Source organism: Cognatiyoonia sp. (genome assembly GCF_965661665.1).
Classification (GTDB): domain Bacteria; phylum Pseudomonadota; class Alphaproteobacteria; order Rhodobacterales; family Rhodobacteraceae; genus Cognatiyoonia.
Genome location: NZ_CBFIEO010000005.1, coordinates 1 through 13,565 on the forward strand (window position 1 = coordinate 1; position 13,565 = coordinate 13,565).

Sequence of the window (13,565 nt, forward strand, 5' to 3'; positions counted from 1 at the left end):
CAAATGATGAATTTGAAATCTTTATTGGAATATGCAATCCGGCAACCTTCTTCCCGGACGTGTTTCGCAACAGCAAAGCCACAGCGTTTGAAGCCTACCTCAAGGGATTTCACGTCACCGATATCTGCTGGTCAGACGTCATCAAACGGATCCACCACAGTGTCAGATAGCCCCATCACCATGTGGTGCAATGAAGACACCCCGTTGATCTGGTCAGAAATTGTCCGCGCCCTTGCGGGGATAGAGCGGGCACAGCGGATCACCGGTGGGTTTGACCTATTGGCGACGATCATGGTGCCCGAAGGGATGAAGCGGTTTTTTTAGCTACATCCAAAACAAGCCACCGCAAACGGAAGCTCAAAAGCGCAAAATTATCGCGGCGTTCTTGGACAAATATGCGTTGGACGAGGAAATAGAGACCGAAGTTGATCTGCCTAGAATTGATGATGAGATGGACGGAAGCCTAACCGAAATCTACGATCAGGAGGTGGAGATGATTGGCCAAATGCCAGGTGCGCGGCTCATCCAAATCTGAGCCGCAGCACGCTACATGCCCAGCGCCGCCTTGTACATATCAAGGACCGCTTCTTCTTCGGCCAGATCATTGATGTCGCGCTTGCGCAGCGCGATGAGCTTGCGCAGGACTTTCGTGTCGTAGCCACGACCTTTCGCTTCGGCCATGACTTCTTTTTGTGCGTCCGCGATGTCCTTCTTCTCAGCATCCAGACGCTCAATCCGTTCTACGAATTGACGCAATTCTTGCGCAGCAACTGATGTTGTGGCGGATGGCTCTGGGTTGGTCGTCTCGTCAGACATTAAATAGCTCCTTTGGACTAAGGCCCCTTCCCTAGCCGCCTCCACTGCCCCTTGCAAGCGCCAGAATGGCGCGGTAGGGCTCGGCCCGATTTAGGAGGCTGACATGGAATATCTGATCTGGATTGGTGCGGGCATTTCCGTTGTCGGCTTGGTGGGGATTTTGCTCAGCATCTTGCGCGTGGCCAAGGCAAAACGCTCGAACCTAAGTGATGAAGAACTGCGCGAGCGGATGTCAAAAGTTTTGCCGCTGAACCTCGGCTCCCTCTTTATGTCCGTCATTGGCTTGATGATGGTTATTCTTGGCATCGCCCTATCATGACGAACCTCACTTGACGCGGCAGTCAATGCTGCTGTTTCATATTCGCAAAGACGCTCTTCTACTCTCTGCGCGAGGTGTCGCCATGTCCCCACTTGTAAAAGCCTTCTTTGATGAAGCGACCAACACGGTTTCCTACATGGTCCGAGACCCTGCCGGCAGCAGTTGCGCAATAATCGACAGCGTGCTCGATTACGACGCGGCCGCGGGCCGGACATCGACAGCCTCAGCGGATGAGATCATTTCGTGCGTGCGCCAAAAGGATCTGCAGGTGGCTTGGATTCTCGAAAGTCATGTGCATGCGGATCACCTGTCAGCCGCGCCTTATTTGCAGGAGGAGCTTGGCGGACAAATCGGGATCGGGGCAAACATCACGACGGTCCAGAACACCTTTGGCAAAATCTTCAACGAAGGGACCGCTTTTCAACGCGATGGGTCGCAGTTCGACGCGCTCTTCAAGGAAGGCGACAGCGTCCATATCGGTCAGTTGCGGGTTGATGTGCTGCATACACCGGGTCACACGCCTGCTTGCCTCACCTACGTGATCGGCGATGCAGCCTTTGTGGGCGACACGCTCTTCATGCCAGATTTTGGAACGGCCCGTTGCGACTTCCCAGGTGGGTCTGCAAAAGACCTCTATGGCTCAATCCAGAAAATTCTGGCGCTGCCAGATGACACACGGATCTTTGTGGGCCACGACTACAAAGCGCCCGGTCGGGATGAATTCGCTTGGGAAACGACGGTCGGGGAGCAGAAGGCGCTCAACATTCATATTGGCGAAGGCCGCCCGATGGAGGATTTCGTCTCCATGCGGACGGAGCGTGACGCCAAACTGGGCATGCCGCGTTTGATCCTGCCATCGCTCCAAACAAATATGCGCGCAGGTCACTTCCCTGAGCCTGATGAGACAGGCAAGCGCTTCTTCAAAATACCAATCAACGAACTATAGGAGCGATCATGCCTCAAGATTGGCTTATGGGCCTGCTCGGCGGCGGGCTTATCGGACTGGCCGCGGCCATGTATCTGTTAATCAACGGACGCATCATGGGGGCCTCAGGGATACTGGGCGGTCTCGTCGACGGCTCGGGCCATCATGCATGGATGGAGCGTGGCGCGCTATTGCTGGGCTTGCTCGTGGTCCCTGCTGTGCTTGCCAGTTTGATGGGCGGAAGTGAGACGCATCTCACAAATAACTGGGCGATCATCGTCATTGCGGGGCTCTGCGTCGGCGTCGGCACACGAATGGCCAATGGATGCACCTCTGGGCACGGCGTTTGCGGCATCAGCCGTTTGTCGCTACGCGGCATCATGTCGACCGTTGTCTATATCGGTGCAGGCGCGATCACAGTCGCCCTTTTCCGTTCAATGTTGGGGGGCTGAGATATGCGCGCACTATCTGCATTCATCGTGGGTGGTCTGTTTGGCGCAGGCTTGCTCATTTCCGGCATGACGGACACCACGAAGGTCCAAGGCTGGCTGGACTTCTTCGGCGAATGGGATCCAACACTCGCATTCGTGATGGGTGGGGCCATTATTCCGATGGCCATTGCATGGCGTTTCACATCAAACCGCGCACCGGTCTTGGGCGGTGATTTTCCGGCTCGACCGACATCTGAACTCGACACGAACCTTGTTGTCGGCTCGGTAATGTTTGGTGTGGGCTGGGGGCTGTCGGGCTTATGTCCCGGACCATCCATTGCATCGCTGTCATTTGACGGATGGGGTGGATTGGCCTTCGTCGCCGCTATGATTGCGGGCATGTACGTTGCGCCAAAAATCAAGTCGCGACTGGACGCTGCACTGGGGAGCGCTTAAACGAGCCACATGGATATCCGACCTTTAAGCGACCGCTACGCCGTCTCCCCGCAGATTGACCCTGCTGACGTCTCTGCCATTCAAGCGGCAGGATACACGACGATTATCTGCAACCGACCAGACATGGAAATCCCACCGAGCCACCATGCAGAAGTCTTGAAAGCCTTGGCGGAGGCGGCAGGTCTCACCTTCGTCGAATTGCCTGTCACGCACCAAACGATGGGCTTGGATTTAGCTGCGCAACAGAAAGCGGCCATCGACGCAAGCGAGGGTCCGGTCCTGGCCTATTGTGCATCCGGCACACGGTCTTCGATTATGTGGGCCTTGGGTCAAGCGTCAAAGATGCCAGCGGATGATATCATCACAGCGGCGGCGAAGGCTGGGTATGATTTGGGCGGGATGCGCCCTACGCTCGATAGTCTAAAGCAAGGCTAGTCTATTGCGCCGCGACCGCTTGCGGTGCGGGTAAGGTCACGCGGAAGGCGCTGCCCCCCTGCCCCGGCAAGTAACTGATCTTGCCATCTAAGCGGTGCATGATCTCTCGACAAATGGCGAGTCCGAGGCCGGCCCCACCCGCCTTGGACTGATCGGTCACGCGAGCGAATTTTTCAAAAATGACCGTCTGTTTTGACCGTGGGATGGCGGTGCCGTTGTCGATGAAATCAACAACCGTGTCGCCATCGACCCGACGCACAGTGATTTTGAGACGCGGTTCCGCCGCATCACAGTACTTGGCCGCATTGGTGATGAGATTGATGAACACCTGCACCAAACGGTCCAAATCGGTTTCGACAAATAGCACTTCATGCGTTGGTCGGCGCTCAATATCCAAGCTGCCGGGGGCCAAGCCAGCGGCCCCAATCGCGCGATCAATCAGATCGGACAACTGCCCCGTGGTTTCGCGGAGCGTGACCTGCCCGTTTTCGAGAACGGACAAGTCAAGTAAATCATCCAAAAGGCGCGTCAGGCGGATCGTCTCATCATGAATGATGGTCGCGTATTTCGTCTTGTCTTCGTCCTGCATCGCCGTGTCACGCAGGATTTCGGAAAAGGACCGGATGGAGGTCATCGGCGTCCGAAGCTCATGGCTGATCTGGCTCAGGAAAGCGTCCTTCTGCTCAGAAATCTCGGTCAACTTGGCGTTGGCGTCTCTTAATGCCCGCGCGGTGCGTTCCTGTTCCTCAGATTTCGCTTCAAGTTCGTTGGAGTATTCCAAGATTTGCGCGGCTTCATCCGCCACCGCGATCAAATCTTCCACGGACACATTTGCCCCTTGGGTCAACTGGCTGGTCATCGCGTGCGCCGTCGCCGCCCCCACCGAGCCCGCCAATTCCTTTTCCAATCGTTCCACGAACAGCGGCGTCACATCCGGCAGGTACCCGTCTTTGCCCTGTTCCAGCGCCTGCGCGCGGAAGAGCGTCTGCGCTTGAGTGCCGCCCAAGATCCGCTGAGACATGATGAGCAGGTCTTCTGCGTCTGCATTGCCCTTGGTCCACGTGCTTGAAGTGGCCGAGTGCATAAAGACGTTCACGAATTGCGCACCCTGCAAACGTTCCAAGGGCTTTGGAAAACTCAACACCGATCCAAGGAAGAACATCGACGTGTTGAGCAGCATTGACCAGAAAATGCCGTGGACCAGCGGGTCCATCCCGTCAATTCCGAAAAGCGCTTGAGGCCGCAGCCATGCGATGCCCGCTGGACCTTCGACAAAGATGGAGGCGGAGAGTGCTGCGCCCTCACCAAAGCTGGGAAGGAACAGTGTCCAGAGCCAGACAATGAGGCCGGTGAGTAGACCAAGCGACGCCCCAACGCGGTTCGCGCCGCGCCAGAAGATGCCGCCGAGCATGGCAGGTAGGACTTGCACCGCGCCAGAGAAGGAGACCAAACCAATCGCGGCCAAAGCCGCGCCGCCGCCTGACAGGCGGAAATAGACATAGCCCAGCGCCAAGACGCCTGCGATGGACACCCGACGCGAAATCACAATCACGCGGCGCACATCACCCGATTGCAACGCACCATCATTGCCCGACGATGACAGCCAAATCGGCACCACGATATGGTTCGACACCATGGTCGCCAGCGCGATCGTCGACACGATCACCATCGACGTGGCGGAGGAGAACCCCCCAAGAAAGGAGAACATCGCCAACCCCTCCCGACCTTGGTTCAACGGCAGAGTCAGCACGAAAAGGTCGGGGTTGGAGCTTTGCGGGAGTGTGTTGAGCCCAACAACTGCGATTGGAAGCACGAAGAGGCTCATCAAAAAAAGATACAGCGGAAACGCCCAGCTTGCGACTTGCAGGTGCTTTTCGTCGGAGTTTTCAACCACCAAGACTTGGAACATGCGCGGCAAACAGAGGAAAGCCGCCGCTGACAAGAAGATGAGCGTTGCCCAGCGGCTCCCGTCTTGAGACCAGGCTGACAATGGCGACGCCTCGATTTGATCCAGCATCGGCCCCGGACCGCCTGCCAAGCCCCAAACGACGAAGACCCCAACGGCGAGCAGGGCTACCAGTTTCACGACAGCCTCCACCGCGATGGCCATGACGATGCCGTGGTGTCGTTCATTTGAATCAAGGTTGCGCGTGCCAAAACCGATGGTGAAGATTGCCAAACCGATGGCAACCCAAGCCGCACTCGCATTGAGGTCGGAGAAGTTCCAGAGCTGTGCGTCCTGTTCGGCAAAAACTGCAAAGGACAGCGTGACCGACTGCAACTGCAGCGCGATATAGGGGGTCGTTGCGATCACCGCCATCAGTGTCACAATCACACCCAATTGCGTTGATTTGCCAAAACGGCTTGAGATCAAGTCGGCAATCGTGGTGATCCGCTGGGTCTTACCGATCCGCACCAATCGGCGCAGGACGACCCACCAGCCGATCATCACCAGTGTCGGCCCAAGGTAGATCGTCACAAACTCCAACCCCGACCGCGCGGCAAAACCCACCGCACCATAGAACGTCCAAGCGGTGCAGTAGATCGACAGGGATAGCGTGTAGATCATCGGCGACCGCAGCCAGCTGTCTTGCCCACGCGCCGCGCGCCGTTCCGCCAGGAACGCGACGAAGAACAGGAATGCAACGTAGGCCAGCGAGACCGAGATGAGGAGGTTGAACGAGACCATCAGCTGTCCTGTGTCGTCTGGTCAGAGTCGTCACTCAGCAATCGGGACATGACGGCACTGATGAGGATCAGCACCAACCACATTCCAAATATATACTGCAACGCCGACGCATTCCTGACGCCCACCTCAGGCTCTTGCGACCACATCAGCGGGATCGCCCAAAGCACCGCACCCAAGATCGGCAGGATGCGGACAATATCCCGAAACCGGCGCTGCCGGTAACTCTTGCGTTCCAGAAAAACGCTAGATTTGGGCAGCTTGCTCAAGGTTCCAAAACTGAGCGAACAAGTTCGCGTACTTCGCTGTTTGAAAACGGTTTTGCCATGAAATGGTCAGCGCCCAAACGGCTTGCCAGATCGCGGTCTTTGCTTTGCCCCCGCGCGGTCAGCATCATCACCGGCAGCTTTTCCGTGTCTGGATTGGCGCGCAGATCGCGCAAGATATCAAACCCGCTTCGACCGGGCAGCATGACATCCAGTATGATCATATCCGGCGGTGACGAACGGACTTTGTCCATCGCCGTCTCGCCATCCTCATGGGTGTGCACCGTGAAGCCGTCTCGCGATAAGATGAAGCTGATCGCTTCAATGATATTGGGCTCATCCTCAATCAGAAGAACTCGCTTTCCCATCCCCGCATATCCCTCCCAAGATAAGCAACGCGGCTCCCTCAACCGCGTTGGGTAGACTATTGCGACAAAACTTTTGCCTGTCAAAACCTCAAGACAACGCGCCAAGCACTGATGGCTCCCGCCGCGCGGCACAGTCAGATCGTGCGCAGATGCGGCAGGTTGGACCAACTTTCAGCGGGTCAACTGCCCCCCCTGCTGGCTCAGAAATCGCCAACATGTACGCGCGAACGGTTGGCGGCTCGTACACCGTCGCTCCGAACTCTTTCGCAATCGCGTAGCACATGAAACGAGTCTCAGGCGTGCCGGGCAAGGCGACCTCCCGCGCGATGGGGCGCATGGGCTGGCTGAGTGCGGCAAATATCGGCCATCTTGGACAGGCGTTGCCCGCCCGCGCCAATCCAAACTCCGGCACGGTCTTTTGAAACAGGATCGCCCCCGACGCATCGCACACTACCAAGCCCATGGGTGGATGCCCCTTCTCCGGCGACAGCGTGGCCAAACGGCGCAGGACCGCATCAAACTCTGCGTTAAAGAGATCGGCGAGGGCGACTGGGTCGTACCCCGAAGATTTCGCCGCCTTAGAGAAGGCCGGTTCCAGCATCCGATCCGCATCATCGAGGGCTTGCGTCAGATGCGACAGCAAAAGCTTCGACGCCGCAGCCGTGAGGGTTGCCTTTGCCACAACATCAGCCGCCGATGTGCCATTTAGCTCTATCGCCCGCACATCGTCAAAATGCTCTTCCAACCACGCCTCGACCTCTTGCGTCGGCAGTTTGCCGATGGGCGTTTCCTGTGGCTTTTCCAAATACCGAACGAGCGCATCGCTATTTCCCGCTAGCCGCAGCGCATCTTCGTAAATGTTGCTGTGGAACCGTTTCTGCCAATCTTGATCGAGGTCTTCACCACTCGTCAGGATTGAGGCTGTCGAGCGGATCGACGTTACCGATGAAATGACGGAGTGCAAGGAGGCGGAGAGCGCCGGATCATGCGCTATGCGGTCCGACAATTCCTGCACCTGCCCTTCCAACTGCTGAATGCGTTTTGACTGTTCCGCAATCAACAGCGACCAACCTGGAAAGCGGCCTGCCAAATCCTCGGTCCGATCAAGTTCCGCGCCGGAACTTCGTGACAACGTCGCGGCCGCTTGCATCTGTTCGAGCACTTCGCGGTCGGCGCCTTCGGTCAGCAGCGCCGCTTCGACTTCCAAAACCCGCGCGATGTCCCCCAGCAAACGCCCCGCGATTCTGCGGCGGTTGTGTTCGATCAGGTTCAAATAAGACGGTGAAATACCCACCATTTGGGCCAAATCAGCTTGCCGCAAACCTTGGTCAATGCGCCGTTCGCGTATCCGAGTGCCCGTTTGAGGAGCGCTTTGAAGTGCCATTTCCTTGAACCTTTTCAACGGCTTTCTGCACGTGCGCAGATGTCAATTTACAGTACACCAAAGTATTCTGTGCATTACTTTACAAAAAAGTCTAGCGTTTGCTACGACATGCTGTGCAAGCGGGGGTTTGAAAACCATGATAGCACCAGCGTTGTAAAGCGCCTTACTGCGTTCGGACGAGGAGGTCCGTCGCAGTCACAAACCTAGGGAGGATTTTAATGTCCAATAAAAACGTAACACGTCGTGGCGTTCTGAAGTCCGGTACTATCGCTGGTGCAGGTCTTGCAGTTCCAACGATCTTTACGGCAGCTTCCGCATCCGCTTACACAAACGAGCCAGGCGCAGGATCTGTCAAGATCGGCTTCAACGTGCCGCAAACTGGTCCATACGCTGAAGAGGGTCTGGACGAACTGCGCGCGCAGGAACTGGCTGTTGAGCACCTCAACGGCATGGGTGACGGCGGTATGCTGAATACCTTCTCCGAGAAGAACCTCGACGGTACAGGTATTCTGGGCCGCAAAGTTGAGTTCGTGACAGGTGACACGCAGACAAAGTCTGACGTTGCACGTGCATCCGCTCAGTCCATGATCCAGAAAGACGGCGTGATCATGATCAACGGTGGCTCATCTTCTGGTGTGGCTGTTGCTGTTCAGGGTCTCTGCCAAGAAGCCGGCATCATCTTTATGGCTGGTCTGACACACTCCAACGACACAACCGGCAAAGACCGCAAAGCAAATGGCTTCCGCCACTTCTTCAACGGTTACATGTCCGGTGTGGCACTGGCACCAGTGCTTAAGAACGCATACGGCACAGACCGTCGTGCATACCACCTGACAGCTGACTACAACTGGGGCTGGACACAGCAGGAATCCATTCAAGCTTCGACTGAAGCTATGGGCTGGGAAACTGCAGAGACTGTTCTGACACCAGTTGGTGCAGGTGACTTCTCGTCCTATATCGCACCTGTTCTGAACTCCGGCGCAGATACGCTGATCCTGAACCACTACGGTGGCGACATGGTCAACTCTCTGACACAGGCTGTTCAGTTCGGTCTGAAGGACAAGCAGGTTAACGGCAAAGACTTCACCATCATTGTTCCGCTCTACTCCGAGCTGATGGCCGCTGGTGCGGGCTCCAACATCGAAGGCGTGTTCGGCTCCATGAACTGGAACTGGCAGCTTCAAGATGAAGGCACAGCAGCCTTCGTGAAGTCCTTCGGTGAGAAGTACGGCCGTCCACCTTCAAATGCGGCACACACATGCTACGTGCAAACACTGCTCTATGCAGACGCCGTAACACGTGCAGGCACGTTCAACCCATGTGGTGTTGTTGAAGCGCTCGAAGACTTCGAGTTTGACGGTATGGGCAACGGTAAGACGCTTTACCGTGGCGCAGACCACCAGTGCTTCAAAGACGTTCTGGTTATGAAGGGTAAAGAGAACCCAACAAACCAGTACGACACACTGGAAATCGTTGAAGTTACGCCAGTTGAACAGGTCACATATGCACCAGATCACCCAATGTTTGGCGGTGCTGAAGCGTCTTTGGGGACATGTAACCCAGGCGCTTAAGCGCAATCCTTTGCGGAGGGCGGCCTGGCCGCCCTCCGACACATCACGGCCATTATTTGGCCTTCCACTGTTGACCGGTTCCTAGGAGAAACCCGATGGACGCCTTTCTTATTCAAGTCCTCAATGGCCTTGACAAAGGGTCTGCCTACGCGCTGATCGCGCTGGGTCTGACTTTGATTTTCGGCACGCTTGGTGTCGTAAACTTCGCCCACGGGGCGCTGTTTATGATTGGCGCGTTTTGCGCTGTCACGATGCAGCGGATCCTGAACCTTTCCACGACAGTCATTGATGAAACTCAGAAAGACTTCTTGGGCAATCCGCTCAAAGTCGAAGTGCCCTACGTCCAAAGCTGGTTTGGAGAGAGTTTTGGTGGCACCTTGATTGATTGGTCGGTGCCGTTGGCAATCGTCCTGACCGTCCCGTTCATGCTGTTTGTTGGTTGGGCGATGGAGCGTGGTCTCATCAAACACTTCTACAAGCGCCCTCACGCGGACCAAATCCTTGTGACCTTTGGCCTTGCCATCGTCATTGGCGAGATCATCAAAGCGAACTTCGGCGCGAACCCGATCCAAACACCGATGCCATCGGCTTTCGTGGGCACCGTCGACTTCGGCGCGTGGCTGGGGATGGAGCCGAATTCGGTCCTCTACCCGACATGGCGTCTTATTTACTTCTTCTTCTCGGCCATCATCATCGCTGCCGTCTTTGCCTTCTTGCAATTCACCACCTTTGGGATGGTGGTTCGGGCCGGCATGGCCGACCGCGAGACCGTTGGCATGTTGGGCATCGACATCGACAAGCGCTTTACGCTGATGTTCGGCCTTGCTGCGGTTGTCGCTGGTCTTGCGGGTATGATGTACGCACCAATCCTATCGCCGCACTACAACATCGGTATGGACTTCCTCGTCCTCTCCTTCGTTGTGGTTGTTGTGGGCGGTATGGGCTCCCTACCCGGTGCTGTCCTGTCCGGCTTTGTCTTGGGTATTTTGCAGTCCTTCGCGTCCATGAACGAAGTGAAAGCAATCCTGCCCGGTATCGACCTCATCATCATCTATCTGGTCGCCATTATCATTCTACTGACACGTCCGCGTGGCCTTATGGGTCGCAAAGGCGTCATGGAGGAGTAAGCCACTATGCTTGGTCTCAACTCAAAAGACTTCCGCCTCTTCCTCATCGTCGTTGCGATGACGCTCTTGGCGCCAATCCTACTGAACCCATTCCCTGTGAACAGTGCGCTGGGTGAAAGTTTTAATGCGGGCTATCCCGCACTGATGCAGCGCTTTGTGATCTTTGGATTGCTGGCCATCGGGTTCAACATCCTCTTCGGTCTGACGGGCTACCTAAGCTTTGGTCACGCGGCGTTCTTGGGTGTGGGTTCCTTTGCTGCGGTCTGGATGTTCAAACTGCTCAGCTACAACGTGATCCCCGCAATCATCGCATCGGTCATCGTAGCTGGTATCTTCTCGGTCGCAATTGGCTTTGTTGCTTTGCGGCGCTCAGGTATTTACTTCTCGATCCTGACGCTCGCCTTCGCGCAGATGATGTACCAGATTGCTTACTCCGACCTGATCGGTAAGTTCCTGAATACGATCATCACGAACGGTGAAACCGGCCTTCAGGTTTATGCAGACGACCCACAGATCCTTGCAGGCGAAGGCGATCCAATACTTCCGCACCTCTTTGGGTGGGAAATGAACGCGCAGACCTTGTGGCAAGTGGGCGGCTGGGAATTCACATTCCAAAACGGTTACTACTTTGCAGCCGTGTTCATGTTGCTCGGCTTCTACCTGTCGATCCGCATCTTCCGATCACCGATGGGCATGATGCTCCGCGCGATCAAATCCAACCAGACGCGGATGAGCTATACCGGTTTGGACACCAAACCCTACATGCTGGCAGCCTTTGTAATCTCTGGCATGTATGCTGGCCTCGCCGGTGGTCTGATGTCCGCAATGGACCCGCTGACAGGCGCAGAACGGATGTTCTGGACAGCTTCGGGTGAAATCGTAGTGATGGCCATCTTGGGTGGCGTCGGTACGTTGATCGGACCGGTTTTGGGTGCAGGTCTCATCAAATACCTTGAGAACATCATCTCCAAAATCAACGATGGTATCTTGCACAGCTGGTTTGCGTTCATGCCGGAAGGTCTTGAGAACTTCATGGTCGCAATTATCCACCCATTCGTAGGCAAAGGCTGGCATCTGACGTTGGGTGTGCTCTTCATGGCTGTCGTGATCTTCCTGCCCGGTGGCTTGGTTCAACTGGGTGAAAAAATCCTCGGTGTCTTCAGCCGAAAGAAATCAACTGACGGAGCCACTAGTGGCTCCACCGAACCCGCAGAATAAGGAGCCTGGACAATGGGAATGCTCGAAGTCAAAGGCATCAACAAACGCTTCGGCGGGTTGCAAGCGCTGGGGGATGTGAACCTCAGCGTAGCGGAAAACTCCGTCCATGCCATCATCGGCCCTAACGGGGCGGGCAAATCCACCCTACTGAACGTGCTGGTGGGTAAACTCATCCCGGACAGCGGATCGGTCATGTTCAATGGTCAATCCGTGCTGGGCCGCAAGCCGCATGAAATCAATCAGCTGGGCATCAGCCGCGTGTTCCAAACACCAGAGATCTTTGGCGATCTTACAGTGTTTGAAAACGTCATGATCCCCTGCTTTGCCAAACGGGACGGTGCGTTCAAGATGAACGGCATTGGTGACATGAAAAAGGAAACCGACATCCGCGATCAGGCGGAAACGATCCTTGATGACGTCAACATGCTCGACAAGCGGAACATGCAGGCGTCCAGCCTATCACGGGGTGACAAGCGTCGTTTGGAAATGGCGATGTGTCTGGTGCAAGAGCCGAAGCTCTTGCTGCTCGACGAACCGACCGCTGGCATGGCCCGTGCCGACACCAACAACACCATCGATCTGCTGAAAGAGATCAATGAGAAGCGCGACATCACCATGGCCATTATTGAGCATGACATGCACGTCGTCTTCTCTCTTGCGGAGCGGATCACTGTGTTGGCGCAAGGCACACCGCTGGTCGAAGAAACGCCTGAGAACATCAAAGGCCATCCAAAAGTGCGCGAGGCTTACCTCGGCGAAGCGCAGGTGTAAGGACACGTCATGAACGCACCATTCAACAAAAACCAAAACAACGCCGCAACGCACCCAGCGTTTCTGAGCGTGTGGGAGCTCGAAGCCTACTACGGTGAGAGCTACATCGTCCAAAACATCAGCTTCAACATCCACGAGGGCGAAATCCTTGCCCTCTTGGGGCGGAACGGCGCTGGCAAGACATCGACCTTGCGGGCCATCGCACGACTGGATGAACCAGAAGCGCGTCATGGTGAGATCTGGCTAGATCACCAGCCCCTCCATAAGATGAAAAGCCATGAAGCCGCTGCCAATGGCATCGCCTTGGTGCCAGAGGATCGCCGGATCATTCCGGGACTGACGGTTGAGGAAAACCTCAAGCTGGCGCAAATCGCACCGCCCATTGGGTGGTCGCTTGAGCGCATCTATGACCTGTTTCCTCGCCTTGGCGAACGCCGGACGCAGGAAGGGGTAACGCTCTCTGGTGGTGAGCAGCAGATGCTGTCCATCGCCCGCGCCCTCGCCCGCGACATCAAAGTGTTGTTGCTGGACGAGCCCTATGAAGGATTGGCCCCTGTGATCGTACAGGAAATAGCCAAAACGCTGAACGTGATCCGTGACCAAGGCATTACAACCGTGATCGTGGAACAGAACGCTGTCGCGGCCCTGAAATTGGCCGACCGCGCCGTGATCTTGGACACAGGCACGGTTGTTTACGACGGCTCGGCCAAAGAGGTGCTCGACGACGAGAAATTGCGCACGAAATACCTCGCCATCTGACGACAAGACCAAAGCCATCGGGCGCATCTGCGC

At 56.1% G+C, this 13,565-nt stretch carries 17 protein-coding genes; 12 read left to right on the forward strand and 5 right to left on the reverse strand.

The genetic code is table 11. The annotated features are described in order from the left end of the window. The first annotated feature begins 159 nt into the window (after positions 1-159). Together ACTF5F_RS04265 and ACTF5F_RS04270 are read left to right on the forward strand one after the other, a co-directional pair. Positions 160-324: a hypothetical protein gene (locus ACTF5F_RS04265; protein ID WP_438955642.1), complete on the forward strand. Its 165-nt coding sequence runs from the start codon at positions 160-162 to the stop codon at positions 322-324. A gap of 61 nt (positions 325-385) precedes the next feature. Then, positions 386-535 carry a hypothetical protein gene (locus ACTF5F_RS04270; protein WP_438955643.1) on the forward strand — a complete coding sequence of 50 codons (150 nt, stop codon included), beginning with the start codon at positions 386-388 and terminating at the stop codon, positions 533-535. A gap of 11 nt (positions 536-546) precedes the next feature. Here the strand turns inward: ACTF5F_RS04270 and ACTF5F_RS04275 are convergent, their stop codons facing one another. Beyond that, on the reverse strand, positions 547-816 hold the full coding sequence (locus ACTF5F_RS04275) for a DUF2312 domain-containing protein (protein WP_438955644.1): 270 nt from the start codon (positions 814-816) through the stop codon (positions 547-549). A gap of 103 nt (positions 817-919) precedes the next feature. Here ACTF5F_RS04275 and ACTF5F_RS04280 point away from each other — a divergent pair, with 103 nt between their 5' ends. The 5 genes from ACTF5F_RS04280 (at position 920) to ACTF5F_RS04300 (ending at position 3,382) form a co-directional block, all read left to right on the forward strand. Further along, positions 920-1,135, forward strand: coding sequence for a hypothetical protein (locus ACTF5F_RS04280; RefSeq protein WP_438955645.1), 216 nt, complete (start codon positions 920-922; stop codon positions 1,133-1,135). An 82-nt stretch (positions 1,136-1,217) separates the two neighbouring features. Then, positions 1,218-2,081, forward strand: a complete 864-nt coding sequence (locus tag ACTF5F_RS04285) for an MBL fold metallo-hydrolase (protein WP_438955646.1) — start codon at positions 1,218-1,220, stop codon at positions 2,079-2,081. An 8-nt stretch (positions 2,082-2,089) separates the two neighbouring features. Then, the gene (locus ACTF5F_RS04290; RefSeq protein ID WP_438955647.1) at positions 2,090-2,512 is read left to right on the forward strand and encodes a YeeE/YedE family protein; all 423 of its coding nucleotides are present in this window, start codon (positions 2,090-2,092) and stop codon (positions 2,510-2,512) included. Positions 2,513-2,515: 3 nt separating this feature from the next. Continuing rightward, a complete protein-coding gene (locus ACTF5F_RS04295; protein WP_438955648.1) occupies positions 2,516-2,947 on the forward strand; it encodes a DUF6691 family protein in 432 nt (143 codons plus the stop codon). Between the two features lie 9 nt (positions 2,948-2,956). Next, a complete protein-coding gene (locus ACTF5F_RS04300) occupies positions 2,957-3,382 on the forward strand; it encodes a TIGR01244 family sulfur transferase (RefSeq protein WP_438955649.1) in 426 nt (141 codons plus the stop codon). Between the two features lies 1 nt (position 3,383). Here the strand turns inward: ACTF5F_RS04300 and ACTF5F_RS04305 are convergent, their stop codons facing one another. The 4 genes from ACTF5F_RS04305 to ACTF5F_RS04320 form a co-directional block, all read right to left on the reverse strand. Further along, complete coding sequence (locus tag ACTF5F_RS04305) at positions 3,384-6,071, reverse strand: ATP-binding protein (RefSeq protein ID WP_438955650.1); 2,688 nt, start codon at positions 6,069-6,071, stop codon at positions 3,384-3,386. After that, complete coding sequence (locus ACTF5F_RS04310; RefSeq protein ID WP_438955651.1) at positions 6,071-6,337, reverse strand: hypothetical protein; 267 nt, start codon at positions 6,335-6,337, stop codon at positions 6,071-6,073. The genes ACTF5F_RS04305 and ACTF5F_RS04310 overlap by 1 nt, the downstream gene beginning before the upstream one ends. After that, the gene (locus ACTF5F_RS04315) at positions 6,334-6,702 is read right to left on the reverse strand and encodes a response regulator transcription factor (RefSeq protein ID WP_438955652.1); all 369 of its coding nucleotides are present in this window, start codon (positions 6,700-6,702) and stop codon (positions 6,334-6,336) included. The genes ACTF5F_RS04310 and ACTF5F_RS04315 overlap by 4 nt, the downstream gene beginning before the upstream one ends. Positions 6,703-6,790: 88 nt before the next feature. Then, entirely contained in the window at positions 6,791-8,086 is a 1,296-nt protein-coding gene (locus ACTF5F_RS04320) for a helix-turn-helix domain-containing protein (RefSeq protein ID WP_438955653.1), read from the reverse strand. Between the two features lie 218 nt (positions 8,087-8,304). On the opposite strand from ACTF5F_RS04320, the gene ACTF5F_RS04325 reads away from it, so the two are divergent. From ACTF5F_RS04325 to ACTF5F_RS04345, 5 genes are all read left to right on the forward strand, one after another. After that, positions 8,305-9,657 (forward strand): substrate-binding protein, encoded by a 1,353-nt coding sequence (locus tag ACTF5F_RS04325; protein ID WP_438955654.1) that lies wholly within the window; start codon positions 8,305-8,307, stop codon positions 9,655-9,657. Positions 9,658-9,752: 95 nt separating this feature from the next. Beyond that, positions 9,753-10,784: a branched-chain amino acid ABC transporter permease gene (locus ACTF5F_RS04330; protein ID WP_438955655.1), complete on the forward strand. Its 1,032-nt coding sequence runs from the start codon at positions 9,753-9,755 to the stop codon at positions 10,782-10,784. A gap of 6 nt (positions 10,785-10,790) precedes the next feature. Further along, a complete protein-coding gene (locus ACTF5F_RS04335) occupies positions 10,791-12,002 on the forward strand; it encodes a branched-chain amino acid ABC transporter permease (RefSeq protein ID WP_438955656.1) in 1,212 nt (403 codons plus the stop codon). Between the two features lie 12 nt (positions 12,003-12,014). After that, positions 12,015-12,773, forward strand: a complete 759-nt coding sequence (locus tag ACTF5F_RS04340; RefSeq protein ID WP_438955657.1) for an ABC transporter ATP-binding protein — start codon at positions 12,015-12,017, stop codon at positions 12,771-12,773. A gap of 9 nt (positions 12,774-12,782) precedes the next feature. Then, positions 12,783-13,532 carry an ABC transporter ATP-binding protein gene (locus ACTF5F_RS04345; protein ID WP_438955658.1) on the forward strand — a complete coding sequence of 250 codons (750 nt, stop codon included), beginning with the start codon at positions 12,783-12,785 and terminating at the stop codon, positions 13,530-13,532. Positions 13,533-13,565: the final 33 nt, after the last annotated feature.